Genomic DNA, 26,091 nt, shown 5'->3' with positions numbered 1-26,091 from the left:
ATCAATTCTATATAAAAAAAGAGGAATCTCAAATTGTTGAGATTCCTCTTTTTTTATTGCTATTTAGAAATAGCTATTAATTAACTTTGGTAGTATCTACTACTTTTTTCTTTTTGGTAAACAGGCCTTTAATTAAGTCTTCTGCTTTTGCTTTGACCTCTTCTTTTGCTTTTGTTTGCACTTCTTGTTTGGTAACAGGGACCACTGTTTTAGTCGTGTCTCCAGGCTTTTTGTTTTTATTGATCAAATCAGTCAAGGCAGATGTTCCTTGTTTCACTAATCGCTCTTTCTGTTGTGCTATCAATTGATTAGTCAAATTTGTCACTGCAGTTTTAATATCAGTACTTATTTTAGGGCTCGAAAAATTGCCTGTTAATGTGGCATTAACGGGAATACTTTCCATTTTTGCAGCATCACTCGCTGATAATTTAGCTATAAGTGCATTCGCTTCTGTTCCTAGGTATTTAGCAGGCACATCAAATTTGATGTTGTAATTCATGGTTTGATCGAAACCATGTGTTCCGCCGACATTCGCTTTAATATCTTTATAATTAATGTTAAAAGGTTTTACGCTTACCATTCCTTCCTTAAAAGTGATAGCTGCTTTTAAATCATTTAAATTAATTTTACTGAAGTCGATGAATTTTAAATTAGAACCAAGCGCAGTCAATAAAGTCGAGTTGGTTGTATTGACAGTTGTCGAAAGTAACTGTCCTAATAAATCTCCTGTAAGTGTTTTTAAATCTGGGCGCATTGCAGTTGCATCAAGATTTCCGTTTAGTTTGATGGTAGAATTCAGTTTTCCATTAATAATTCCTGCTATTGGAGCTAGTTTTTTCAGCATGTCTAATTGGGTAAATGACTGTGCGATATCTACCTGTTTTAGCGAAAGATCCATGTTAAAAGTTGGTACTTTACCTTTTGTAGAAACCGCTCCGTTCAAGCCAATGATTCCATCAAAAATTGATGATTTTATGTCCTGCATTGTCAATTTCTCATCCTTTACAATCAGTTTTCCCGATACATTTTTTAATGTTAGATTATCATACAACACCGTATTAGCTTTCGCGGTAAGCGAGCAATTTAAAAAGGCTGGGATTTTCATCGCTTCTGTTTTTGCCGCTGCTTTTGCATCCGTTTTGCCAGCTTCTTCGGTAGTCATAAAATCACTTACCGCCAGTTGATTTGAATTCAAATAAAAATTTCCTTTCAACTCCTGGTTCTTAAAAATGAAACCGTAAAAATTCTCCAAAATTCCGGTGACGCTTAGATCACTCTTGCCTGTTGTAGCGTCAAATTGTTTTAAATTTACCTGACTTGGATTAAACTGAATCAGAGCGGTAGTGATGTTCATCGTTTTTCCATTTTCATCAGCATATTTAAAACCAGACAAACTCATAGTCCCGGCATTATTGATTTTCTCATATTGGCTTTTTTCTACAGACTGCATGTCGAATTTAGTCGTTACATCTGCTTTTAAAATTCCACTTAAAGGTTTCTCTAATTTTATAGGATAGGCTTGAGATACATTGGCTAAATTGATTGTTCCTTTTAAGGCAGCGTCAACTAATGCGTTTTTAGTAATATTTCTAATATTTGCTTTGGCATTAAAAACATCTTGATCTATTCTAAAAGAGAGCTTATCAAGATTGATATAGGTATCATTTAAAATCCCGGTTTCATTTATAATTTTACTGTCAATGATTATATTTTGAATGGACTTTGGTAAATTAGGATATTGAACGGAAGCATTGTTGGATGCAATATCAATACTGAATTTTGGTACTGTAGTATCAGAATACAATCCTTTGGCAAAACCAACAACCGTGAAGTCTCCCGTTGTCTTTACATTATCTAAACTAGCCGCGTACGCTGCCGGGAAAACTCCTAAGAAATTTTTAAATGAAGAGGTAGGTGTTTTAAACTTTAAATCATATTCTTGACCGGCATCAACGAGTTGGATAAATCCATCAAATTCTAAAGGCAACTGATTGATTAATGCTTTGTTTTCTTTGAAAGTATATTTGCTTTGGTCCAAATCTATTCCTAAAACTGCATCTAAAGTTAGTGCAACATTTTTCATGTAGTTGACCTTATCCATGTCAAGGGTAACTTTGGCAGTTGATTTTGTAACTAAATCTAATTTTGAGGAAGCAAAATCGCCAGTTCCCTGATGATTGAGACTATCGATAACCATTTTTATTTTAGAACTCTCGTCAAAGTATTTGAACTTGAAATTTTCAATTTCGTACTTTTTAATATTTAAGGTTAAGGGTTTACTTGCGGGACTGGTTTCTTCCTTTTTTATGGCTATGTCATAATTCCCAATTCCGTCTTTATTGAATAGAATGTTTATCATACCATTTTTTGTTGCTATTCCTTGAATTTCCATAGCTTCATCTTCTCCTTTAAAAAGTTCTTTAATAGACATTTTTAAATTTATTTCTTCGATAGAGACAAGTGTGTCGCCTTCAAATGGAGCTTTGTTGATAATGTCTAACTGATATAAAGTGACATTCGCATTTGGGAAATTTTTAAACAAACTTAAGTCGGCATCTTTAAAACTAACTTTGGCATCTACTTTCTTGTTTATAGCCTCTGTAATTTTAGCTTTTATTTGATCTTTGAAAAAATAAGGTACTGCAAATAATGTTACAGTAAGTAGCACAAGTATACTCCCGATTATTTTTAATATTTTACTTAACATATGTGTATATGGATTTTGTTTTCTGATTATATAGCAAAAATGCGGCCGAATTTATTTACAAAAATAGCATTTTAAAGAGTAGGCGGACTTTAAAGTTTTCATAAATAACAGTTTGCTTCTTTTTTGTCTTCCAAAAGATAATAAATTTTGTGGCAAGAAGAATTGAATTGCTCAAAAAAAAAATCCGTTTGACAGAATGTTCAAACGGATTTAAATTGCAAACAGATTTCTTTTACTGAATGTTTATTTCAAACGGCATCGCCATTTGGATGCCTTTTTGAGATTTTACTTTCTTTATTTCTTGTAAAATCCTGTAATTTTCTTCACCTATTTCTTCCTTGATGAAGCTGGCTTTCGATTCTGAAAAAGGGAAGCCGGCAAAAAGATCGTCTAGATTTTTTTTATACTCAGGATAATTTTGTGTTTTGTAGGTTTTTATTTTTGCTATAGCTGCCGCTTCCTTTATTGCGTCTTTAAGACCTCCAATTTTATCGACAAGACCTAGCTTAATTGCTTCTGAACCTGTCCAAACTCTACCTTGAGCGATGGAATCAACTTGTGCAAAAGTCATGTTTCGACCTTCGGCGACATGAGTTACAAAGGTTTTGTAAATGTGTTCTACGCCTTCTAGCGTTACTGCCTTAAATTTATCATCTAGCGGTACAAATGGACTGTAATCAGCAGAATTCTCATGTGTTTTTACTTGCTGTGTGTGGATGCCAAGTTTAGTTGTTAATTGGGTAAAATTAGGTAATATTCCAAAAACACCTATAGAACCGGTTATGGTATTGTTCTCTGCAAAAATAGTGTTTGCATTACAAGCAATATAATAGCCTCCAGAAGCTGCATAATTACCCATAGAAACAACTACAGGTTTGACTTTTTTAGTTAATTCGACTTCTCTCCAGATTAAATCTGAAGTAAGCGCACTTCCTCCTGGGCTGTCAATACGAAGTACAATGGCTTTGACATCTTTGTTTTTCCTTGCTTCTTGCAATGAGCGACGCATGGAGCCTTCCCCGATAGTGTTAACGTCACCTTCTCCACTTTGAATTTCTCCTTGTGCATAAATAATGGCAATTTGATTTTTGGAATCTACAATTGTAGAAGTAGTCGTCATCTTTTTAGTGTAATCAAAGATGTTAACTTTGTTGTAGTCTTCGTCTTTTTCTACTTTCAACGCTTTTCTAATGGCATCGTGATAAACATCTTCATAAGCTATAATATCCACTAATTTTTGCTGTTTTGCCATTTCTGGAGTTCGAGCAAGAAGACCATTTGCGATTTCATTTAGTTTATCAACGGGGATATTTCTACTTTTCGAAATGTCGACTGTAATGGAATTCCAAACGGAGTTTAATAAGGCTGTAACTTGTTCTCTGTTTGCATCGCTCATTTCGTTTTCAAGGAAAGGTTCTACAGCACTTTTATATTTTCCGTGGCGTATTACTTCCATTTTTACCCCAGTTTTTTCTTGGAAATCTTTAAAAAACATAAGTTCAGCAGATAGTCCTTTAAAATCCATATCTCCCACAGGATTTATGTAGATAGGATTGGCAACGGAGTTCAGATAATATTCTTTTTGCGAATAGGAATTGGCGTAAGCCATTACAAATTTTCCTGATTTTTTAAAACTTTCTAATTCATCTCTCAAGGCTTTGCTTTGTGCCATTCCTAAAGTAGACTGGTTATTTAAAATGGAAATTCCTTTAATGTTATCATCTGTTTTAGCTTCTTCTATCGCTTTGATGACGTCGCTTAATCCCACGCTTTTTTTATCGGAAAAAATAGTAATCCAAGGATCTTCATATTTGCCGGCGTAATCGTGTTTTATGTGTTCGAGATTCAATTCGATAACAGAATTATTTTTGACAGTTATAGTTTCAGTATCTCCGCCAAATACTGCAGCGATAATGACTACTCCAAAAAAGAACAGCATAAAAAAAATAAATAGACCAATAATAGTCGCTAATACATTTCCTAAAAACTTCATAATTAGATTTTTATTTATTAGTAGTGAAAAATGGAGAAACGTTACAGCTTTGTATTTGCAAAAACTGAAAATTAGTTACTAACACTTTGCACAAATATATCGCTAATTATAAAATTGTTTTAGTTAATTTGTGGTTAATATGAGATCACAACATCAGGTTATTTTATCTATAGGCAGCAATCAAGGGAATCGACTCGAAAACGTGAAGAATTGCGTCGCCCTGATTCATAATAAAATTGGAACAGTCATAAAAGTTTCTAAGATATATGAAACTCCATCATGGGGTTTTGATAGTGACGCGTTCTATAATTGCGCATTGGTGTTGCATACTTTTAGCTCGCCACATAAGATTCTAAAGGAAGCCTTGAAGATTGAAAAGGAAATTGGGCGCATTCGCAACGAAGAGAGAGGCTATCAATCTCGCATTATCGATATTGACCTGATCGCATTTAACGAAGAAGTAATAGACTCCGAGAAGCTTCAAGTTCCACATCCGTTGATGCAGAATCGAAAATTTGTATTATTACCCGTTCAAGATTTGCATTTGGACTGGAAGCATCCTATTTTAAAGAAGACTATTTCTGAATTAATTGAGGTTTGTACTGATGATAGTAAATGCGTAGTTGCTCATAGTTTAGAAAATCCTTTACGAGATATTAAATTAGAGCAATTCAATTATGTTGCTTTGGAAGGGAATATTGGAGCAGGGAAAACAACACTTGCGACAAAAATAGCGGAGGATTTTAATGCTAAAACGGTGCTGGAGCGCTTTGCAGATAATCCTTTTCTGCCAAAGTTCTATCAAGATCAAAATAGATATGCGTTTCCTCTCGAAATGTCTTTTCTGGCCGACAGATATCAACAATTGTCCGATGATTTAGCGCAATTCGATTTGTTTAAAGATTTTATAGTTGCCGATTACCATATTTTTAAATCCTTGATTTTTGCTAAAATTACTTTGGCAGATGATGAGTATAGACTTTATCGCAATCTGTTCGATATTGTTTACAGAGAAATGCCCAAGCCCGACTTGTATATTTATTTGTATCAAAATTCAGAACGCCTTTTGCAAAATATAAAGAAAAGGGGTAGAAGCTATGAACAAAAAATTCCAGCGGATTATTTAGATAAAATCAACAGCGGATACCTAGACTATATAAAATCACAAACAGACTTGAATGTTTTAATCATTGATGTCTCTGACAAAGATTTCGTGAAAAATCAAGAAGACTATCTGTTTGTTTTAGAAGAAATAAGAAAAAAAATCGCTGGCTGATTTATCTTTTCAATGTAAAGTGACTTCTAATTTCGGGTTTGTTATTGTTTAGTTTTAAAACACAGCGATAATCAAAAGCATACAAAAGCACTGCTTTGTATTTCGAATAAATCATTTAGGCCATTTCATCTTTTGAAATAAATCCCAAACAACGATCCCTGCACTCACTGAAATATTTAAAGAATGTTTAGTGCCTAACTGCGGAATTTCGATGCATCCATTGCATAATGCAACTGCTTCTTGAGAAACTCCGTGAACTTCATTTCCAAAAACTAAAGCATATTTTTTGTTGTCTTCGACCTCAAAATCCTGCAGAAAAATGGCGCTTTCCACTTGCTCAATTGCTAGTGTAGTAATATTCTCTTTCTTTAGTTTTTCAATTACTTCCAGAACGCTTGTATGATGCTCCCAAGTCACTGTTTCGGTGGCGCCAAGTGCTGTTTTTTGAATCTCTTTATTGGGAGGTGTTGCAGTGATGCCACACAAATATATTTTTTCGATTAAAAAGGCATCGGCAGTTCTAAAGACAGATCCAATATTGTGTAGGCTTCGTATGTCATCTAATACAATAATAATTGGAGTTTTTTGTGAATTTTTGAAATCTTCGATTGATTTTCGTTCTAACTCACTGTTTTCTAGTTTTCTCATTCTAGTTTTTGGCTTTTTAAAATAAAAAAAAGCTTCCAGAATTAGGGAAGCTTTTTTTATTATATTGTAATTAAAATTTAGCTTTTTGTACCTTCAGCAGCTAAAACATTTCCTTTTATCGTTAAAACTTTTGTAGAAGGAGTAGCGTTAGTTGTCAAAGTCACTGTTTTGTTAAAGGCTTGACCACCTCTAGAAGTATCATATTTTACACTGATAACTCCTTTTGCGCCTGGAGCAATTGGCTCTCTTGGGTAAGTCGGTACAGTACATCCACATGAACCTTGAGCATTTGTTATAATTAAAGGTTTGTTACCGTTGTTAGTGAATACAAAATCACGTTTTCCATCAGAGTTGTATGCAACAGTTCCGTAATCAATCGTTTCAGAAGCAAAAGCCATTCCCGCTCCGTTCACTTTAGCAGCAGCTACCTTTGTCATTTTTGTAGTTTTTTGTGCGTGAGAAGTAGTTACTCCTAGAACGGTAAGCATCGCAAGTAAAAGTATTTTTTTCATTTCTTTTCGTTTTTATGATTAGTACAACAAAGCTAAAGAAAAAATCATGCCAATAGCTTAAAATTTCCTTAAAAATGGATTTAATTTTTGAAGTGATAGTTATTCGTTATAAAATATTTAAATTCGCTGTCACATTTTAAATTAATTAAATACAAAATATAAGTTGGCATCTAAAGATAAAGAGGTTAAGGAAACACCGTTAATGAAGCAGTATAATGAGATCAAAAGGAAGTATCCCGATGCTTGTTTACTGTTCAGAGTAGGTGATTTTTATGAAACATTTGGAGAAGACGCGGTTAGAGCTTCAAAAATATTGGGGATCACCCTGACCAAGCGCGGTGCGGGATCTGCTACAGAGACTGCGTTAGCGGGTTTCCCACATCACTCTATAAATACTTATTTGCCAAAATTAGTAAAAGCTGGACTTCGTGTCGCAATTTGCGACCAACTCGAAGATCCTAAAATGACGAAGACAATTGTAAAACGTGGTGTAACTGAGCTTGTGACTCCGGGAGTTTCCATGAACGATGAGGTTTTACAGTCAAAAACTAATAATTTTTTAGCCTCGGTGTTTTTTGCTAATAAATCAATAGGTATTTCTTTTTTAGATGTCTCCACTGGGGAGTTTCTTACGGCTCAGGGAAATGCAGAATATATAGACAAGTTATTGCAAAACTTCAATCCTAGTGAGGTTTTGATTCAAAAAAACAATAAAATGGATTTCAAGGAAAACTTTGGTGATGACTACCACTGTTTTTATTTGGAAGATTGGATTTATAAAGAGGATTACGCATTCGAAATCCTGACTAAACATTTTCAAACTGTTTCTCTTAAGGGATTTGGTATTGAGGATTTAAAAGAAGGAATTATAGCATCGGGAGCTATTTTATATTATTTGTCCGAAACCCAGCACAATAGAGTGCAGCATATCACTGCGATTCAACGTATTGCTGAAGACGCTTATGTGTGGATGGATCGCTTTACGATTAGAAATCTGGAATTATATCACAGTTACAACCCAAATGCGGTTACGCTGCTAGATGTGATTGATAAAACGCTTTCGCCAATGGGTGGTCGTTTACTAAAACGTTGGCTGGCGCTACCTTTAAAAGACGCTAATAAAATACGAAACCGCCACCAGGTCGTTTCTTATTTAAAAGAAAATCAGGAAGTGCTGCATAAAATGCAGCACCAAATTAAGCAAATTTCCGACTTAGAGCGTCTTATTTCGAAAATTGCAGCAGGGAAAGTGTCGCCTCGTGAGGTGGTTTATTTGAAAGAATCATTAGATGCTATTATTCCGATAAAGACTTTGGCTTTAGAAAGTCCGCAGGAAGCGGTAAAGATTATTGGGGATAGTTTGCATAGTTGTGATTTATTGCGAGAGAAAATAAAAACTACTCTAAATCAGGATGCACCTGTCGCTATTGCAAAAGGAAATGCTATTGCAAAGGGAGTTCATGCTGAGTTAGATGAGTTACGCGCGATTTCAACTTCTGGAAAGGAATTTTTAGACGGAATTGAAAAACGCGAGTCTCAGTTAACAGGGATTTCTTCGCTGAAAATTTCCTTTAATAACGTTTTTGGATATTACATAGAAGTTAGAAATTTACATAAAGATAAAGTTCCTGCAGAGTGGATTCGAAAGCAAACCTTAGTGAATGCAGAACGTTATATTACCGAAGAACTGAAGGAATATGAAACCAAGATTCTAGGTGCTGAAGAGAAAATACAAAAAATAGAAGCTGAGCTTTTTGAGCAATTGGTAGCTTGGATTGCAACTTACATTAAACCGGTGCAGCTGAATGCTAATTTAGTTGCTCAGTTGGATTGTTTATGTTCGTTTACGCAATTGGCGATCGAAAATCGATATGTCTGCCCAGAACTAGATGAAACATTCGAACTAGAAATTAAGAATGGGAGGCATCCAGTTATCGAAAAACAATTGGCAGTAGGTATGCCGTATATTGCTAATGACGTTTTTCTAGACAGAGAAACACAGCAGCTGATTATGATTACAGGACCCAATATGTCTGGTAAGTCGGCTATTCTACGTCAAACGGCTTTGATCGTGCTATTAGCTCAAATGGGAAGTTTTGTTCCTGCAGATGGTGTTCGAATGGGTGTTGTCGACAAGATCTTTACCAGAGTAGGAGCCAGTGATAATATTTCGATGGGAGAATCTACCTTTATGGTAGAAATGAATGAAACAGCTTCTATTTTGAACAATATTTCAGATAGAAGTCTAGTCTTGTTAGACGAAATAGGAAGAGGAACAAGTACTTATGACGGAATCTCCATTGCTTGGGCAATTGCCGAATTCTTACATGAACATCCATCAAAGCCTAAGACTTTATTTGCGACGCATTATCATGAGCTAAATGAGATGAGTGAATCATTGACTAGGATTCAGAATTATAATGTGGCCGTGAAGGAGCTAAAAGACACTGTTCTTTTTATTCGAAAATTAGTAAAAGGAGGAAGCGCTCATAGTTTTGGAATTCATGTTGCAAAAATGGCAGGAATGCCGCAAATCGTAATATTGAAAGCGCAAAAGCTTTTGAAGAAACTAGAAAAGAATCATGGCAGCGATGCGCTGAATGGAATTAAATCTGAAAAAGACGAAATGCAGATGAGTTTCTTTAATTTAGACGATCCTTTATTGGAAGAAATCAAGGAGGAAATTTTAAATTTAGATATCAATACGGTAACTCCTGTAGAGGCGCTGATGAAACTCAATGAAATAAAGAGAATGCTTACCAGGAAATAAATTTATTTGTTTTTTAAAGTTTAGGTTATCAAAAGGTTAGCTATTTTATTTGTTTTTTTCGTAAAAAAGGCTTGTGTAATTCAATAAATGTCCTAAATTTGCATCCGCAATACAGAACAAGTATTGTGGTTCTTTTTAAGAATTGAAAATGCGAAAATAGCTCAGTTGGTAGAGCGCGACCTTGCCAAGGTCGAGGTCGCGGGTTCGAATCCCGTTTTTCGCTCCACACCACATAATGCTCGGATGGTGAAATTGGTAGACACGCTGGACTTAAAATCCAGTGAACAGCAATGTTCGTGCGGGTTCAAGTCCCGCTCTGAGTACTAGAAAAGCTTCAAACTATGTTTGGAGCTTTTTTTATTAAACATTTTTTTTAATGTATTTTATTTATATAATTTATTCTAAAAAATAGACAGATACTACGTAGGAACTACGGATGATGTCGAAAAAAGATTAGACGAGCATGATTCGGGATTTTATAACGAAGCTTATACTGCAAAAGGAGTTCCTTGGGAGTTGAGATTAAGTTTTGAATGCGAATCGAGTCAAAAAGCATATGGATTAGAGAGGTTTTGGAAAAAAAATGAAATCTAGAGTTTTTTTGGAGAAAGTAATAGTTGATCCAGCTATCTTATTAGATATTCAAAATAAATTATAATTTTTGCGGGTTCAACTCCGAAGCTTCGGAGCCGCTCTGAGTACTAGAAAAGCTTCAAACTATGTTTGGAGTTTTTTTTTATCTATAATCCAATTGTTTTTTAGAATGGCTTTTTATTTAAGAATGTGCTTTAGAGGTTCTGGTTTTTCTGTGATTGGTTTGTTGTTGAGTAGGGAAGTCTCCTCGCTGTTCTTATTGAAACAATTTATTCAAATAATATTTTATGGCAACTTTTGTAATTAGTAAAAGATTTAGCGGCGATTACAAGTTTGAATTTACTTCCCGAAAAGGAAAGACAATTTTTACAAGTAATGCATATGAGTTGCGCATGGATTGCGAGGCGGCAGCGGAATACGTTAGATCGGTTCTAGAGACTTGTTCGTATGTGAAGTTTAAAACTACTAAGGGAAAGTTTTTCTTTAGAGTAGTGGTAGATAATGAGGTCGTGGCTACAAGTAGAAAGTACAGTACAGAGTTGATGGTTCAAAAAGGGATTGTCGAAATAACAAAATACGGATCAAAGGCAGAGATATTAGATTTTTCGAATAATAGCTTTGTATTTGAAGATTAATCTAAGTAGTAGGTCTAAAAAAAGGGCATCTGAAATAATTATTTCAGATGCCCTTTTTTTGGAATTACTGTAAATAAAAAAAGCCATCTCGCTTGCGCGGATGGCTTTAATTTTTTGATCGTAATTAAAAATTACTCAGCAGGAGTTTCTGTAACAACAGCAGCTGAATCAACAGCTAATGCAGTAGTATCAACAGCAACAGAATCAACTACTTCAACAGTAGTAGAATCAACAGCTACAGTTTCTTCAGCAGCAGCGTCAGATTTTTTACAAGATACAACAGTTAATACAGCAACAGCAGCTAAACTTAAAAATACTTTTTTCATCTTAATTTAATATAAAGGTTAATTATTAATTCGGGGCAAAGATATAAAATATTTGATATGTAAATTATTTTTTCGTTTTTTTTTTGAAAAAATAGCGTTTTTTTTTGCCCTGAAATTGGGAAGCTATTATTTACCCTTTAAAACTAAGGCTTTTTTGAAAAAGCCTTCTTGTTTTTAAGGGTAATTTTTTTTCTTATTTTTTGTTTTTCAGTGCTTTAGTCTTTTTCGGGTGCACTAATTTTAATTCGTCAATTAAGTTTTGTGCACCAGCATATTTGTCCATGATAAATAGAATATATCGCACATCAACCATGATGTTTCTACAGATGCTAGGGTCGTAATAGATGTCACTCATTGTTCCTTCCCAAACTCTATCAAAATTAAGTCCTACCAGGTTTCCTTTTGCGTCAATTGCAGGGCTTCCAGAGTTTCCTCCTGTAGTATGATTCGTTCCAATAAAATTGACTGGTATTTTTCCGTTTTCTGCATAAACTCCATAATCTTTCGCATTGTACAAATCTATTAATTTTGAAGGCATGTCAAATTCATAGTCTCCGGGCACGTATTTCTCCATAACGCCGTCTAAATAAGTGATAGGTGTGTAAACGGTTGCGTCTTTTGGTTCGTAGCCTTTTACTTTACCATAAGTAACTCTTAATGTACTGTTGGCATCCGGGAAAATTCTACTGTCTTTATTTAATTCGAGCTGCGCTTTCATGTAAGTTCGTTGAAGTGCAGAGATTCTTAAATTGATTTCGTCATATTTTGGAGCGATTTCTTTCGAATAGATGTCGGCCAGCTCTTTTACAAGTTGAAAGGCTTTATCGTTATTTAAATTAGCCAAAACTGTTTTTGTATCTCCAGTTAAGAGCGTTTTTAAATCGGTATAACTTTTTAGTTTAGATGTACTGTAGATTTCGGATGCTAATTTAGTAGCATCAACGTTCACTATACTTGGAGGCAAAAATTCCTTCGGTGATTTTTTAGCATACAGGTCAATCAATTGCTCAAAGACATTCTGATCTAGATTTGAATTAAAATTTTTGTAGAAGCCAGAAAGACTGCTTATTAGATTGTTTTTTCGATCTGTAAAAGATTGCTCTCCGTTAGCTTTGTATACTTGTTCTAATTGGTATAGTTTAAAAGCGACGCTTAACAACTCCGTATTGCGCAGTACTACTTCTTGAAAATAGTCTCTCGCTACCGCGTAAGGTGCAATTTCAGTATAGTTTTTTTCGAAATCAGACAATAAGCTGCCGTATTCTTTTTGTTTACCCGCTTTTACAACTTTAGTCTGGAAGACTTTTTCAGATTCTTTTTTTATTGCAATAGCATTTGATTTTTTTAAACCTTGAGTTTCACCAATCCATTTTTTCCAATAGTTCGCAATTCCCGCATATTTTGAAGCATATTGTATTTTTATAGCATTGTCTTTTCTCATAAATCCATCAGCTACTTTTAATGCTTTGTCTCTAATTTCTATTTTTGCTGGATTTAACTCGTTTACGATTTGCTCAATTGCAATAGAAGGCAAGTATTCGTTTGTTTTTCCTGGGTAACCGAAAACTAAAGTAAAATCATCTTCGGCTACACCGTCAAGTGAAATTGGCAAGAAATGTTTAGGCGTGTAAGGAACGTTGTCTTTAGAGTAATTTGCTGGACGGTTATTTTTATCAGCATAGATTCTAAATAGAGAAAAATCTCCGGTATGACGTGGCCAAACCCAGTTGTCTGTGTCAGATCCAAATTTCCCTATCGATGTAGGTGGAGCTCCCACTAAACGAACGTCAGTAAACGTTTCGGTAATGAAAAGCATGTATTGATTTCCTTCGTAAAAAGTACGTATTTTGTTTTCTTGCCAGCTTTCTTTTGGTAAAGTGCGAGAAAGAGTCGAAATGTTCTCTTGAATTTTGGCTTGCTTTTCTGCTTCATTAGTAAGTGTGGCAGTTCCTTCTAATACAGCAGCAGTTACGTCTTCAATTTTCACAATAAAAGTCACGTATAAATTTTCATTTACTAACTCATCCTCCATTTTATAAGCCCAAAAACCATCTGTTAAATAGTCTTTTTCTACAGTAGAATGAGACTGGATTTGGGAATATCCACAGTGATGATTCGTTAAAATCAATCCTTTTGGCGAAATAACTTCCGAGGTACAACCACCGTTAAAATGCGGGACAGCATCTTTTAAACTGGAGTTGTTGACATCGTAAATTTCTTTGATTGACATTTTCATGCCTAAATCTTTCATTTCTGTTTCATTCATTCCTTTTAGTAGAGAAGGAACCCACATTCCGCCTTGTTGGGCTTGCGTTTGAATGACGAATAATAATACGAATAATTTTAAAAATCTCATGATTATAAGTTTAGTTATCAATTTTATCTAGTTTTGTATGCCATTAATTTTCGATTATGCAATTCAAAACCGCTGGCAAGATACAATTTTTGTGCGTTTTGATTGTGATTTTCTATTTCGAGATAGATTAATTTCAATTCCTTTTTTTTGCTTTCCTCTAATACAAAGGCAATCGATTTACTGCCAACACCTTTTCCTCTTGCTTTTTCGGTCAGATATAGTTCGTCCAGGAAAGCAATTTTTCCTTGGTATTCAAAGCTGAAGATATAGGTTAAAATGACATAGCCAATAATTTCGTTTTCAGATAGAATAAGCCATGCATTTCCTAATTTCTCATTAGCGAGGAACTCTATAAACAAGGATTTAGATATTTTAATATCAATGGGATAATTGTCGATTGCATAGAACTGCTGCATCAAATCCACGATAGTGTCAATGTCAGAATGCGCTAAAGGTTTAAATTGTATCATTCAGAATATTTTTTAAAATCATTGTCGTTGCTCCTTTGTTCATTGATACGAAAGTGCTGCAGATATGACCTTTTTCAATTCGAAAACTAGCGTCTGTAATTAAATCTTTAAACGCGGCGTTAAGTTCAGTTGTATTGGATACGGAGATGCATCCGCCCATATTAACCAAGGCGATTGCTTCGGCAAAGTGAGAATAATTAGGTCCTATTATTATTGGGACTCCAAAAGTAGCGGGCTCCAATAAATTATGAACGCCAGGATTTCCAAAACCACCGCCTACAAAAGCAATGTCTGCGTAACTATAAATTTTAGTTAGAATTCCAACCGTGTCAATGATAAACACATCATAATCGCCTAGATTCTTATCTTGTTTCTCTGAGAATAAGACTGTTTTTTTTGTGATACTGTCTTTTAGCTGTTCAATTTGGTCGCTCTTGATATTGTGAGGGGCAATAATGAATTTGATATTTAATGTATTGGAGTTTATAAAATCTAGCAATAAAGCTTCGTCTTTTGGCCAAGAGCTTCCTACAACGACAGTTAGAGTGTTGTTTTTAAATTTTGAAATATAATCTAAGGTGTTGTCTTTCTCTAAAATGGCGGCAACGCGGTCAAAGCGAGTATCACCAGATACGGCAACATTAGTTTTCCCTAACTGCTGCAATAATTTTTTGGAGCCTTCATTTTGTACAAAGAAATAGCTGAAACTGTCTAATGCTTTTCTATAAAAACCGCCGTACCATTTAAAGAACATTTGCTTTTCTCTAAAAATCCCCGAAATTAAGTAAGTAGGTGTTTTTCGTTTGTGCAGTTCGTTTAGATAATTCAACCAGTATTCATACTTAATGAAAAACACCATGTCAGGATGAACGAGCTCAAGAAATTGCTGTGCATTTTTTTTAGTGTCCAGAGGTAAATACACAGTCGCTTCAGCAACGGCGTTGTTTTTACGAACCTCATAGCCCGATGGAGAGAAGAAAGTAACTACTATTTTGTGCGACGGATATTCCTCTTTGATTCTTTCTATTACGGGTAAACCTTGCTCGTATTCCCCTAAGGAGGCAGCATGAAACCAAATTGTTTTGTCGGAAGGCTTTATTTTTTGTTCTAGAATGTCGAAAACATTTTTTCGACCAGAGACAAAAAGCTTGATTTTTGAATTGAAAAGAGCAATGAAGTTTAGTGTTAAACCAGTAATTTGGATTACTATGTTATAAAGAAAAAGCATACCGGAAAATTTATTTGGCTAAAATACAGTTTCTTTTGTTTATCATTTAAATCTTAGCCCTTAAATTCTTATTTTTGCAGTTAAGAGTTTTAACAAAGTATAAAAAAACCTTTGATCTAAAAAAGGGTTGCAAACGAACCTCGTGCTTGCAGACTGCTTTTCTTGCAGCTTTTTGTCTTTTTAAAACATAATGGTATTGGTTTAAATAAAATATAAATGAAAAAAATCCAAATGGTTGACCTAAAAAGTCAATACGAAAAAATAAAAGAAACGGTTAATATTTCGATTCAAGAAGTTTTAGATTCTAATACCTATATCAATGGACCACAGGTTCATCAATTTCAAAAATCTTTAGAAGAATACTTAGATGTTAAGCATGTAATTCCTTGTGCAAACGGGACTGACGCGCTACAGATTGCTATGATGGGCTTAGATTTAAAACCGGGTGATGAAGTAATTACTGCCGATTTTACTTTTGCGGCAACTGTCGAAGTGATCGCTTTATTGCAACTGACTCCTGTTTTAGTGGATGTAGATTTGCACAATATGAATATTTCTATCGAAGGAATTAAACGCGCCATCACTCCAAAAACAAAAGCCATTGTACCAGTACATTTGTTTGGCCGTGCTGCAAATATGGAGGCGATTATGGCTTTGGCCAAAGAGCATAATTTATATGTAATCGAAGACAATGCACAAGCGATTGGTGCTAATTGTAAGTTTTCTGATGGGTCAAAAAAGAAAGCGGGAACAATTGGACACGTAGGTTCTACCTCATTCTTCCCTTCTAAAAATTTAGGATGTTATGGAGATGGAGGGGCGATTTTTACAAATGATGACGATTTAGCTCATAAACTTCGCGGAATTGTAAATCACGGAATGTATGAGCGTTACCATCATGATGTGGTGGGAGTAAACTCTCGTTTAGATAGTGTTCAAGCAGCAGTTTTAAATGCTAAGTTGCCTTTATTAAGCGAGTACAGCGAAGCTAGACAAGATGCAGCACGTAAATATTCGGCGGTATTTGAAGGGCATAAAAACATCATAGCGCCAACTATTTGCGATAACTGTGATTGTCACGTTTTTCATCAATATACCTTGCGTATTATCGATGCTGACAGAGATGGTTTAATGAAACATTTATTAAGCAAAGAGATTCCATGTGCGATTTACTATCCAATTCCATTGCATTCGCAAAAAGCATATTTAGATACAAGATATAAAGAAGAAGATTTTCCGGTGACGAATCAATTAGTGAAAGAAGTGATTTCTCTTCCGATGCATACCGAATTAGATGATGAGCAAATAAAGTTCATAACGGATAGCGTTTTAGAATTTCTTAATAAATCAATATAATTTCAAATTTATAAAAAATGAAAATATTAGTAACGGGAGGTTTGGGATTCATAGGATCTCACACAGTTGTTGAATTGCAAAACGAAGGCTTTGAAGTGATAATTGTAGATAATCTTTCTAATACATCATTAAATGTATTAGACGGTATCGATGCGATTACAGGAAAAATCCCGGCTTTCGAAAAATTAGATTTAAGAGATAAACATAAAGTGCAAGATTTTTTCAAAAGAAACAACGATATTTCAGGCGTAATACATTTTGCAGCTTCTAAAGCGGTGGGTGAAAGCGTTGAAGATCCTTTGTTGTACTATGAAAATAATATCAGCGCATTAGTTTACGTATTGCAAGAATTACAGAAAAAACCGGAAGCTAATTTTATTTTTAGCTCTTCTTGTACCGTTTATGGTCAAGCAGAAAAAATGCCAATTACGGAGGACGCTGCACTGCAACAAGCTGTTTCGCCTTATGGAAATACAAAAGCAGTAGGAGAGGAAATCATAACTGATGTCGCAAAAGTATCAGGTATTAATGCTATTTTATTGCGTTATTTTAACCCAATAGGAGCACATCCTACAGCCGAAATTGGGGAATTACCTATTGGAGTGCCTCAAAATTTGGTGCCGTTTATTACACAAACTGGTTTCGGATTAAGAAACGAACTTTCTGTTTATGGGGACGATTATCCTACGCCTGATGGAACAGCAGTGAGAGATTATATACACGTAGTTGATTTGGCGAAAGCCCATGTAATCGCATTACAACGTTTATTGAATAAAAAGAATGTCGCTAAAGTAGAAACGTTCAATTTAGGAACAGGAACAGGAAGCTCGGTGTTAGAAGTTATAAAAGCTTTTGAGAAAGTAAGTGGTAAAAATTTGCCTTATAAAATTGTAGCCCGTAGAGAAGGAGATATTACTTCGGCTTATGCCAATACGGATAAAGCGAATAATGTTCTAGGATGGAAAGCACAATCTACACTTGAAGAAGCGATGGCAAGTGCCTGGAAATGGGAACAGAAAATAAGAAGTTAAGTATTATTAAAAGGGCTGCCAATTGGCAGCCTCTTTTTTTTATTTTTTAGCGTCTTCTTTCATTTTTTCGCTGGCTGCATTCATTTTTGCTGCTCCTTTTTCTAGAGCTGCCCCTGTTTTCGATTTAGTAGAATCAATAGCAGTGTCAAGTCTTGCAGCTGCTGTGTCTATCGCTTGATCCATTTCTGCACCTACTGCGTCAGCAGCTTCTCCTACTTCTACTTTTGTTTCTTGCTTACAAGAAACCATCGTTAGAGTTGCAACTAAAGTTAAGCCTAAAAGTATTTTTTTCATAATTATGGGTTTTCTAAATTAAAAACGGAAGTGAATTAATTCCATCTAAAGATAAATAAATAATCCCCTACAAAATTTTATTGTGGGGATTATTTTTATTTTCGAAACTAACTACTAATTAAGCATTCGCTGTAGCTGCTTCTTTATCTATTTTTCCAATTAATCCAGCCAATACTTTTCCAGGACCTACTTCAGTAAATAAAGTAGCGCCATCCGCAATCATTTGCTGTACAGACTGTGTCCATTTTACTGGAGCGGTCAATTGTATAATTAAATTTTTCTTGATCTCTTCTGGAGAGGATACTGCATTTGCAGTTACATTTTGATACACGGGGCAACTTGGAGTAGAGAACGTAGTTGTTTCAATTGCTGCTGCTAGTTCTTCTCTTGCTGGCTCCATCATTGGTGAGTGGAAAGCACCACCTACAGGCAATAACAAAGCGCGTTTTGCTCCAGCTTCTTTCATGGCAACACAAGCAGCCTCAACAGCTGTTGTTTCTCCCGAAATTACTAATTGTCCCGGGCAGTTGTAATTTGCTGCTACTACAACACCATCGATTGAAGCACAAACTTCTTCAACAATATTATCCGCTAATCCTAAAACAGCCGCCATAGTAGAAGGTGTTATTTCGCATGCTTTTTGCATTGCTAAAGCACGTTGAGAAACTAATTTTAAACCGTCTTCAAATGATAAAGCTCCGTTGGCAACTAATGCCGAAAATTCTCCTAAAGAATGCCCCGCTACCATTTCTGGTTTGAAATCTTCCAAAGTTTTTGCCAAAATCACCGAGTGTAAGAATACCGCTGGCTGTGTTACTTTGGTTTCTTTCAACTCTTCGGAAGTACCTTCGAACATGATGTCTGTGATGCGGAAACCCAATATTTCGTTTGCTTTCTCGAATAATTCCTTTGCTAATGGGGAGTTTTCATATAAGTCTTTGCCCATTCCTGTGAACTGTGCACCTTGACCTGGAAATACGTATGCTTTCATAAAAAGTTGTTTAAAGTTTAAGGTTTTGTTTTTTTAAAAACAAAACCGACTGCAAAAATAGTATTTTTTTTAGGAGCACCAACTTTTGTGCTTTTAATGAATAATTCTCCTGCTGTATGTTTCAATCTTTACAGCCGAACCCCGGCTGCAAAGGATTTTTACTTCCATCAGGGCTAAATCAGAACTTTTTGTTTTTATAACTGTATAAAAAAACAACCCTATACTTCAATCTGAAATATAGGGTTGTTGTGGTGTTTGTAACCTAATTTGTTTTTGAATTATACTTTTGCCAATTGCAATTCAATTTGCAAGCGTACCTCGTCGCTTACTAAAAGACCACCTGTCTCCAAGGCAGCATTCCAGTTTAGTCCCCAGTCTTTGCGGTTAATTTTCCCTGAAATGTTCAAGCCGGCTTTAGTGTTTCCCCAAGGATCTTTCATCAATCCGCTAAATTCAACCGGAAATTGTACAGGTTTTGTCACACCTCTTAGACTTAAATCTCCTGCCAAAGTGTAATTATGATCGTCTATCTTAGAAAAAGAAGATGCTTTAAAACTAAGTTTAGGATGATTGTCAGCGTCAAAAAAGTCGGCACTTTTTAAGTGGGTGTCTCTGTCTGCATTATGAGTGTTAACAGAGTTAATGTCTGCCGAAAAATCAATTTTTGCATTTTCGAAGTTTTCATCTTCGGTAGTAATCGTAGCGTCATAAGTTCCAAATTTACCTGAAACGTTAGTAAACATCATGTGTTTTACTTTAAAACCAATTTCTGAATGTGTTGGGTCAATTGCCCATTTTGTTGTTGCCATAAGTTTTTTTATTTGTTGTTTTTGTAATAAATTAAAGCTGCCGATGGGCATTTTTGTACCGCATCAATAATTCTTTCAGTAGATGAACTTTTAGTTTTTATCCTTGTTTTTTTTGATCAAAAAAACATTAGGGTTTTTAATAACTCAGCTGCCTGAGTGAATCTATAATTATAAAACGTCTCTAAATTCTGGTGTTTTGTCAAACACACTTTTAGCAAAAGGGCATAAAGGAAGAATTGAGATTCCTTTTTCTCGGGCAAATTCAACTGCTTTTACTAGCATTTTCTTTCCGAAACCTTTGCCGTTATTCTCGGGGCTTACTTCTGTATGGTCGATTATAATTTTGTGTTCACCAGCAAAGACAAAGGTCATTTTAGCTTCGATTTTATCGTCAACCATTATACAGAAATGCCCTTTTTTGTCATTGTATTCTAATTCTAGGATTTCGTTCATGTCCAAGATTTTGATTAATAATGCATCGGTATTTCCATCAATAAGAACTCAGCATCTGAAGTCGCTTCAATAGTTAGTGAATTAACTTCCCAAATTCCGAGGCCGTCTCTGGTTTCTAATTCTTGCCCATTAATTGTCACATTTCCAGAAAGGACAAAAGCATAAACTCCATTACCTTCTTTTTTTAAATTGTAAGTTGCTGACACTCCTGTGTCAAATTTACCCAAATGAAACCAAGCATCCTGATGGATCCAAACGCCTTCATCGTCTGCATTTGGTGATAGAATTTGTTGTAGTTTGTTTTTTCTTTCTTCTGGATTCAAAGAAATTTGTTGGTATCTCGGTTCGACATCTTGTTTGTTTGGGAAAACCCATATCTGCAATAACTTCGTTCTTTGATCGTCATTTGGATTGAATTCGCTGTGCTTTACTCCAGTTCCAGCACTCATAACTTGTACATCACCATTTTTAATGACTTCTGTATTTCCCATGCTGTCTTTGTGCGCTAGATCTCCTTCAAGGGGAATCGTAATGATTTCCATATTATCATGCGGATGCGTTCCAAAACCCATTCCTCCAGCAATAGTGTCGTCATTTAAAACTCGTAGCGCTCCAAACTGTACTCTTTCTGGATTATACCAGCTCGCGAAACTAAAACTATGATAAGCATTTAGCCAGCCGTGATCTGCGTGTCCTCGTGTGTCTGCTTTATGTAATACTGTATTTTCCATAATGAAATAAATTTAATGATTAGTATAATACAAATTTACGCAGGTAGTCAGTGAATTGCACTTAATCTAGATTAAGAAACAACGATCAGCTATTTTATTTATGTTTTTATTCGGGAGAAAGAGCAACCAATTAGAGTCTATAATGAGTTCGAACACTTGGTTCTGATCTGGTTCAAAGCATGATAATTATATAAATTAAAAGAAGATTTATGCAACAAAGTCCGCTGAGTTGTGACGTAGCTTTGCTTCTTCTAAATAATCTAGCATGCTGCAATTATATAAAGTGATACTATTTATGCTTTTGGTTTCTACTTCTGCTTTTTCGCAAGTCGATTTTACGAAAGTAATTATTAAAAAAAGCTTGTCTCAAAAATGGGAATTAGATAGTATCGATAAAAAAGGAACTTTTAGACTGGTTTCTTATCGCCCTATTTATTTAGCTGCTGCGCGTTGGTCTAGTAAACGTAATGCAGAACCTTTTAATGAAAGTGGCGAGTTCTCTAGTAGGGATAAAAATATTTTTAATAATATCGAAGCCAAGTTTCAAATAAGTTTTAAAACTAAATTACTTCAAAATATTCTCTTTGGTAGAGGAGATTTGTGGATAGGGTATTCTCAAAAAGCGCATTGGCAAGTCTATAATAAAAAACTTTCTAGAGCTTTTAGAGAGCTGAATTATGAGCCTGAGATAATTTTAAATTTCCCCATGGATATTGATGTCTTTAAGGGGAAAATCAGAACCTTTGGTGTTATTCTAAACCATCAATCAAACGGAAAAGACATTCCGCTTTCTAGAAGCTGGAATAGAATTATCCTGAATATTGGTTATGAATACAAAAATTGGAATGTCAATTTTAGACCTTGGTATCGCATGCCAGACAGCGAAGATGAAAACCCTGGTATTACAACCTACGTTGGAGATGCGGAATTAGAAGTGGGTGCAAATTTTGGTAAGCACGAATTTTATACCATAATAAATCATTCCTTCCATACTTTCGAAAAAGGAAATATTCAGCTTAATTATGTGTTTCCTATTCATGGACATTTAAGAGGACACGCCCAAGTTTTTCACGGCTCTGGCGAAACCTTAATTGATTATAACGTAAGCCAGACCACCATAGGAATTGGGGTTTCTTTTGCGAATTGGTAAAAACGTTTTGCGAGGGATAATTTCTTTTATTGTACTAAACTTCTCATTTACATCTGCAGGGTATTGAGCCGAGAAATCAGGACACTTCGCGGAGCTGGACTACTTAACGCAGGTTAAGAAAGTACTCAGTTTTCATTTCTCTATTGTACGGTGACTTAAAATTGAAAACTGCGATTGTTTTTCTCATTGCTAGACTGCGATTGAAAACTGACTACTGTTTATTATTTTCTAAGTAACTTCGATTTCATCTTGCTAAAAAATTCTGGTGTCACGCCAATGTAAGAAGCAATCTGTTTTTGAGAGATTTTCTGAAGTAGGCTAGGGTATTTTATTCGAAATTTTTCAAAGCGCTCTTCTGCTGATAAACTTAGATTATCCATGAGACGTTCTTGGTTAGCGACCAAAGAGTTTTCGGTCAGGATTCTGAAAAAGCGTTCTAGTTTCGGAATTTCAGCATAAAGAAATTCTTGATTTTCTTTGGAAAGCATAACAATTTCGGCGTCCTCTAGAACTTCGATAAAAAGAATGGCTGGTTTTTGTGAAAACAAACTGTACATGTCGCCAATCCACCAACCTTCACAGGCGAAACTTAAGACATGTTCGACGATATTGTCAGTGATGTTAAAACTTCTCAAAACTCCTGAGTTTACAAAATAGGAGTATTTGCAAACCTGTCCAGGGCTCAATATTATCGTTTTAGATTTAAAATGATGAATTTCAGTTTTAGATAAAAAAAGATGTTGTTCCTCTGGACAAAGTATTATATGTTTGCTAATGTTTTGAAGAAGTAGTGACACTATTTTTTCCTTGTTTTCTTGGCTTCGGGAAATAATTTGAATTGTGAAACTACAAAACGATCGTTTTTAACCTCACCAACTACTTCGGCTTTTCTTACTTTAGAACAAAAACCATCCTTAGCATGTGCGTCTCCGTGGGAATCGAGGGCAGTTCCATCTACAAAATACGATTTTCCGTCGATTCGTACTGCTAAATCGCAACCTTGACCTTTCATTTTAAATTGGCATTGACCACAGGAAGCTTCTCCAATTTGGGCTTTTTGCTGCTCTTTTTTGTCTTGGGCATTTACAAGTAAAATTGAAAATAGAAATAATGCCGTTATATGTTTTTTCATTTGTTGAAAATTTTAGAAGGACAATATAGTCATTTTTTTTCAACCCATCAGATACTTTTTAATTGGAATAATTCTTAAACATATAAATCCATAGCAGTCTTGATAGTCGTATGTTGAAGGTCGATAGCGCTAAGATCACAGCCATGATAATTGGGATCATTCTTAAGTCAAAAGTTTCTTCAAAGAAAAAATGGGCAATAACATAAGTCGCAATTCCTTGTGCTACCGATAAGCCATAATTGACATACATAGCGCCAAAAAAGTAACCTGGTTCTTTTTCAAATTTGAAATGACAGTGTTGGCAATGTTCGTTCATTTTTGGAAAAGTGAATTTGAAAAAGATGTTGTTTTCTTTAAAAACCTTACCCTTTAAGCAGTTTGGACAATCATTATTAAGGATGTGAACAAGTGAGTTTGACATGTTGTAATTTTTTTCAAAGGTATTTATTATCTATGTTCTAGTTGTTTTGTATATTCGCTAGTTATAGCACAATAAAGACATTTCTGCAATTATGAAAAAATACCCTATTTACGATATCCAGCGATTTAACTGCAATTCAGTAAATAGTGATTTGTATATTAATACGTTTAGTAATCATTTAATCAGTCATGGTTTTGTGGAAGAGCCACATCGGCATAATTTTTATGTTTTGGTTTTTTTTACGCATGGATCGGGAACACATGAGATCGATTTTGATCGCTTTTCAATCCATTCAGGAAGTGTTTTTCTTCTACAACCGGGACAAATACATAATTGGGATTTGTCAGACGATATTGAAGGATTTGTAGTTTTCTACTCTTATGAAATGTATAATCTTTATTTTGGACAGAAATCAATTGACCAGTATCCTTATTATTCTTCGGTGACTAATAGCCCTGAGATTTTGTTGGATAATGATGAAGTAAAAGCGATTTTGCCTTACTTTAATAGTTTGATTGAAGAGAATAAGGCAAATAAAATGTTGAAGCAGGATAAAATCATGAACTTGTTAGATAGTATTCATATCGAACTTGCCAGAAAGTATATTGAAAATCATGTTCATGAAGCGCATTCTTATAATGTAAAAATTAAGGATTTTGAGCAGTTTTTAGAAAGTAACTTTAAAACTGAAAAAGCGGCTTCTTTTTATGCTTCGCATCTTAATATTACGTTGAAACATTTGAATAGGATATGTAATGAGATTTTGAAAAAGACGACAACCGAAGTTATTATTCACCGAGTTATTTTGGAGTCTAAACGAATGTTGATGAATAAAAACCTAACGGTAAATGAAGTCGCAACAAAATTAGGCTATGATGATTATTCCTATTTTGTGCGACTGTTTAAAAAAAATACGGGAATGACTCCCAAAACATTTCGGGATTCTAAAAAATAATTACGGCTGAACGGTAATTAATTTAGCGGCTTCTTTAGCTTTATCAACAATTTCTTCAATTGGAGTTTCTAATTTATCATTGACTAAGGCAACGCCCATTCTTCTATATGGTCGTGAGCTGGGTTTGCCAAATATTCTAAAATCTGTTTTAGGTAAAGCTGCGATTTTTTCTAATCCTGAAAATGCGGGGCTGCTACTATTTTCAGAAGCTAAAATTACTGCGCTTGCGCCTGCTTTTTCCAAAGTAATTTCGAATATTGGTAAGCTTAAAATCGCACGTAGATGCAACTCAAACTGATTGAAGTTTTGTGTTGCTGCCAAAGTTACCATTCCAGTATCGTGTGGACGAGGAGAGAGTTCTGAAAAGTAAACACCATCATCTGTCAAGAAAAACTCGACTCCAAAAAGGCCGGCGCCACCTAGGGACTCGGTCACTTTTTCGGCCATGTCTTGTGCTTCGTATAAATCTTTGTCTGAGATTCTCGCTGGCTGCCAGCTTTCCTGATAATCACCACGTTCTTGACGGTGACCAATTGGTGCGCAAAATAAAGTAGGATTGTTATTTTGAACAACGGTCAATAACGTAATCTCCGAATTGAATTTGACAAAAGCTTCCACGATCACTTCCACGACATCGCCTCTTGATCCTTCTACAGCATAATTCCATGCTTTCTCGATATCGGCTGCTGTTTTTATGGTCGATTGCCCTTTTCCAGACGAACTCATTAATGGTTTTACTACGCAAGGCATCCCGACGGCTTCTACTCCTTTTCGCAGTTCGTCGGCAGTGGTGGCGTAGCGGTAAGCGGCCGTTTTTAAACCCAATTCTTTGGCGGCCAAATCACGGATCGCTTTTCTATTCATTGTGAAATTAGCTGCTTTTGCAGATGGAACTACAGTAATCCCTTGTTTTTCATAATCGTAAAAGCGTTCTGTACGTATGGCTTCTATCTCAGGGACAATGAAATCTGGTTTGTGTTTGGCTACGATACGATCTAACGCTTGGCCGTCAAGCATGTTGATGACTTCAAAACCGTGGGCGACTTGCATAGCAGGAGCGTTTTCATAACTGTCTACCGCAATTATGGTTTGCCCGATGCGTTGGGCAGCAATTGTAAATTCTTTTCCTAATTCGCCAGAGCCTAGAAGTAGTATTTTCATGTTAATTTTTTTATTTTATTGCAAGGAGCGAATCGAGAACATCTCATATTTTTATCTAAATGAGAGGGACTAATTCCTTGGGAAAACCAAGT

25 protein-coding genes and 2 tRNA genes are annotated in these 26,091 nt (G+C 35.2%); 10 read left to right on the top strand and 17 right to left on the bottom strand.

Annotated features, from left to right (window positions below; genetic code table 11):
* Nucleotides 1-76 precede the first annotated feature (76 nt).
* Together E0F98_RS01660 and sppA are read right to left on the bottom strand one after the other, a co-directional pair.
* Complete coding sequence (locus tag E0F98_RS01660; RefSeq protein ID WP_132108569.1) at nucleotides 77-2,707, bottom strand: AsmA-like C-terminal region-containing protein; 2,631 nt, start codon at nucleotides 2,705-2,707, stop codon at nucleotides 77-79.
* 232 nt (nucleotides 2,708-2,939) lie between these two features.
* Nucleotides 2,940-4,700: a signal peptide peptidase SppA gene (gene sppA, locus E0F98_RS01655; RefSeq protein WP_132108567.1), complete on the bottom strand. Its 1,761-nt coding sequence runs from the start codon at nucleotides 4,698-4,700 to the stop codon at nucleotides 2,940-2,942.
* Between the two features lie 139 nt (nucleotides 4,701-4,839).
* On the opposite strand from sppA, the gene folK reads away from it, so the two are divergent.
* Nucleotides 4,840-5,976, top strand: a complete 1,137-nt coding sequence (gene folK, locus E0F98_RS01650) for a 2-amino-4-hydroxy-6-hydroxymethyldihydropteridine diphosphokinase (protein WP_132108565.1) — start codon at nucleotides 4,840-4,842, stop codon at nucleotides 5,974-5,976.
* A gap of 111 nt (nucleotides 5,977-6,087) precedes the next feature.
* Here folK and E0F98_RS01645 read toward each other — a convergent pair whose 3' ends face one another.
* Both E0F98_RS01645 and E0F98_RS01640 read right to left on the bottom strand, forming a co-directional pair.
* Nucleotides 6,088-6,624: an RNA methyltransferase gene (locus tag E0F98_RS01645; protein WP_132108563.1), complete on the bottom strand. Its 537-nt coding sequence runs from the start codon at nucleotides 6,622-6,624 to the stop codon at nucleotides 6,088-6,090.
* A gap of 77 nt (nucleotides 6,625-6,701) precedes the next feature.
* Nucleotides 6,702-7,136 carry a DUF1573 domain-containing protein gene (locus E0F98_RS01640; RefSeq protein ID WP_132108561.1) on the bottom strand — a complete coding sequence of 145 codons (435 nt, stop codon included), beginning with the start codon at nucleotides 7,134-7,136 and terminating at the stop codon, nucleotides 6,702-6,704.
* A 163-nt stretch (nucleotides 7,137-7,299) separates the two neighbouring features.
* On the opposite strand from E0F98_RS01640, the gene mutS reads away from it, so the two are divergent.
* The 5 genes from mutS (at nucleotide 7,300) to E0F98_RS01615 (ending at nucleotide 11,135) form a co-directional block, all read left to right on the top strand.
* Nucleotides 7,300-9,906, top strand: a complete 2,607-nt coding sequence (gene mutS / locus E0F98_RS01635) for a DNA mismatch repair protein MutS (RefSeq protein WP_165929265.1) — start codon at nucleotides 7,300-7,302, stop codon at nucleotides 9,904-9,906.
* Between the two features lie 150 nt (nucleotides 9,907-10,056).
* Nucleotides 10,057-10,132: transfer RNA gene (locus E0F98_RS01630), tRNA-Gly, on the top strand.
* An 11-nt stretch (nucleotides 10,133-10,143) separates the two neighbouring features.
* A tRNA-Leu gene (locus E0F98_RS01625) sits at nucleotides 10,144-10,229 on the top strand.
* An 85-nt stretch (nucleotides 10,230-10,314) separates the two neighbouring features.
* Nucleotides 10,315-10,500, top strand: coding sequence for a GIY-YIG nuclease family protein (locus E0F98_RS16295; RefSeq protein WP_132109327.1), 186 nt, complete (start codon nucleotides 10,315-10,317; stop codon nucleotides 10,498-10,500).
* 287 nt (nucleotides 10,501-10,787) lie between these two features.
* Nucleotides 10,788-11,135 (top strand): DUF1508 domain-containing protein, encoded by a 348-nt coding sequence (locus E0F98_RS01615; protein ID WP_132108559.1) that lies wholly within the window; start codon nucleotides 10,788-10,790, stop codon nucleotides 11,133-11,135.
* A 131-nt stretch (nucleotides 11,136-11,266) separates the two neighbouring features.
* Here the strand turns inward: E0F98_RS01615 and E0F98_RS01610 are convergent, their stop codons facing one another.
* The 4 genes from E0F98_RS01610 to E0F98_RS01595 form a co-directional block, all read right to left on the bottom strand.
* Entirely contained in the window at nucleotides 11,267-11,461 is a 195-nt protein-coding gene (locus E0F98_RS01610; RefSeq protein WP_132108557.1) for a hypothetical protein, read from the bottom strand.
* A 193-nt stretch (nucleotides 11,462-11,654) separates the two neighbouring features.
* Nucleotides 11,655-13,817, bottom strand: a complete 2,163-nt coding sequence (locus E0F98_RS01605) for a S46 family peptidase (protein WP_132108555.1) — start codon at nucleotides 13,815-13,817, stop codon at nucleotides 11,655-11,657.
* Between the two features lie 23 nt (nucleotides 13,818-13,840).
* On the bottom strand, nucleotides 13,841-14,287 hold the full coding sequence (locus E0F98_RS01600) for a GNAT family N-acetyltransferase (protein WP_132108553.1): 447 nt from the start codon (nucleotides 14,285-14,287) through the stop codon (nucleotides 13,841-13,843).
* Nucleotides 14,274-15,515: a 3-deoxy-D-manno-octulosonic acid transferase gene (locus E0F98_RS01595; RefSeq protein ID WP_132108551.1), complete on the bottom strand. Its 1,242-nt coding sequence runs from the start codon at nucleotides 15,513-15,515 to the stop codon at nucleotides 14,274-14,276. Before E0F98_RS01595 ends, E0F98_RS01600 begins: the two co-directional genes overlap by 14 nt.
* Before the next feature lie 216 nt (nucleotides 15,516-15,731).
* On the opposite strand from E0F98_RS01595, the gene E0F98_RS01590 reads away from it, so the two are divergent.
* Both E0F98_RS01590 and galE read left to right on the top strand, forming a co-directional pair.
* Entirely contained in the window at nucleotides 15,732-16,871 is a 1,140-nt protein-coding gene (locus E0F98_RS01590; RefSeq protein ID WP_132108549.1) for a DegT/DnrJ/EryC1/StrS family aminotransferase, read from the top strand.
* Between the two features lie 17 nt (nucleotides 16,872-16,888).
* Nucleotides 16,889-17,902 (top strand): UDP-glucose 4-epimerase GalE, encoded by a 1,014-nt coding sequence (gene galE / locus E0F98_RS01585; protein ID WP_132108547.1) that lies wholly within the window; start codon nucleotides 16,889-16,891, stop codon nucleotides 17,900-17,902.
* Nucleotides 17,903-17,941: 39 nt separating this feature from the next.
* Here galE and E0F98_RS01580 read toward each other — a convergent pair whose 3' ends face one another.
* From E0F98_RS01580 to E0F98_RS01555, 5 genes are all read right to left on the bottom strand, one after another.
* The gene (locus E0F98_RS01580) at nucleotides 17,942-18,196 is read right to left on the bottom strand and encodes a hypothetical protein (RefSeq protein ID WP_132108545.1); all 255 of its coding nucleotides are present in this window, start codon (nucleotides 18,194-18,196) and stop codon (nucleotides 17,942-17,944) included.
* Between the two features lie 118 nt (nucleotides 18,197-18,314).
* Entirely contained in the window at nucleotides 18,315-19,187 is an 873-nt protein-coding gene (fabD, locus tag E0F98_RS01575) for an ACP S-malonyltransferase (protein WP_132108543.1), read from the bottom strand.
* A 278-nt stretch (nucleotides 19,188-19,465) separates the two neighbouring features.
* Complete coding sequence (locus E0F98_RS01570) at nucleotides 19,466-19,996, bottom strand: YceI family protein (RefSeq protein ID WP_132108541.1); 531 nt, start codon at nucleotides 19,994-19,996, stop codon at nucleotides 19,466-19,468.
* Nucleotides 19,997-20,164: 168 nt separating this feature from the next.
* Entirely contained in the window at nucleotides 20,165-20,449 is a 285-nt protein-coding gene (locus E0F98_RS01560) for a GNAT family N-acetyltransferase (RefSeq protein WP_132108539.1), read from the bottom strand.
* Between the two features lie 14 nt (nucleotides 20,450-20,463).
* Nucleotides 20,464-21,180 (bottom strand): pirin family protein, encoded by a 717-nt coding sequence (locus E0F98_RS01555; RefSeq protein WP_132108537.1) that lies wholly within the window; start codon nucleotides 21,178-21,180, stop codon nucleotides 20,464-20,466.
* A gap of 265 nt (nucleotides 21,181-21,445) precedes the next feature.
* On the opposite strand from E0F98_RS01555, the gene E0F98_RS01550 reads away from it, so the two are divergent.
* Nucleotides 21,446-22,330, top strand: a complete 885-nt coding sequence (locus E0F98_RS01550) for a phospholipase A (RefSeq protein WP_207917079.1) — start codon at nucleotides 21,446-21,448, stop codon at nucleotides 22,328-22,330.
* Nucleotides 22,331-22,551: 221 nt separating this feature from the next.
* Here E0F98_RS01550 and E0F98_RS01545 read toward each other — a convergent pair whose 3' ends face one another.
* Genes E0F98_RS01545 through E0F98_RS01535 form a run of 3 tightly spaced genes read right to left on the bottom strand, consistent with a single transcriptional unit; the run spans nucleotide 22,552 to nucleotide 23,883 of the window.
* Nucleotides 22,552-23,127: a Crp/Fnr family transcriptional regulator gene (locus E0F98_RS01545; RefSeq protein ID WP_132108535.1), complete on the bottom strand. Its 576-nt coding sequence runs from the start codon at nucleotides 23,125-23,127 to the stop codon at nucleotides 22,552-22,554.
* Nucleotides 23,127-23,462 (bottom strand): DUF6370 family protein, encoded by a 336-nt coding sequence (locus E0F98_RS01540; RefSeq protein WP_132108533.1) that lies wholly within the window; start codon nucleotides 23,460-23,462, stop codon nucleotides 23,127-23,129. The genes E0F98_RS01545 and E0F98_RS01540 overlap by 1 nt, the downstream gene beginning before the upstream one ends.
* A 58-nt stretch (nucleotides 23,463-23,520) precedes the next feature.
* A complete protein-coding gene (locus tag E0F98_RS01535) occupies nucleotides 23,521-23,883 on the bottom strand; it encodes a DUF983 domain-containing protein (protein WP_132108531.1) in 363 nt (120 codons plus the stop codon).
* Between the two features lie 91 nt (nucleotides 23,884-23,974).
* Between E0F98_RS01535 and E0F98_RS01530 the strand changes: the two genes are divergently transcribed.
* On the top strand, nucleotides 23,975-24,838 hold the full coding sequence (locus E0F98_RS01530; RefSeq protein WP_132108529.1) for an AraC family transcriptional regulator: 864 nt from the start codon (nucleotides 23,975-23,977) through the stop codon (nucleotides 24,836-24,838).
* Here E0F98_RS01530 and purT read toward each other — a convergent pair whose 3' ends face one another.
* Nucleotides 24,839-25,999, bottom strand: coding sequence for a formate-dependent phosphoribosylglycinamide formyltransferase (gene purT, locus E0F98_RS01525; protein WP_132108527.1), 1,161 nt, complete (start codon nucleotides 25,997-25,999; stop codon nucleotides 24,839-24,841). It abuts the gene before it with no gap.
* Nucleotides 26,000-26,091: the final 92 nt, after the last annotated feature.

The organism is Flavobacterium hiemivividum, assembly GCF_004349145.1.
GTDB classification, from domain to species: domain Bacteria; phylum Bacteroidota; class Bacteroidia; order Flavobacteriales; family Flavobacteriaceae; genus Flavobacterium; species Flavobacterium hiemivividum.
Note: the sequence above shows the minus strand (reverse complement) of the source record. Positions and strands in the feature narration are given on the sequence as shown.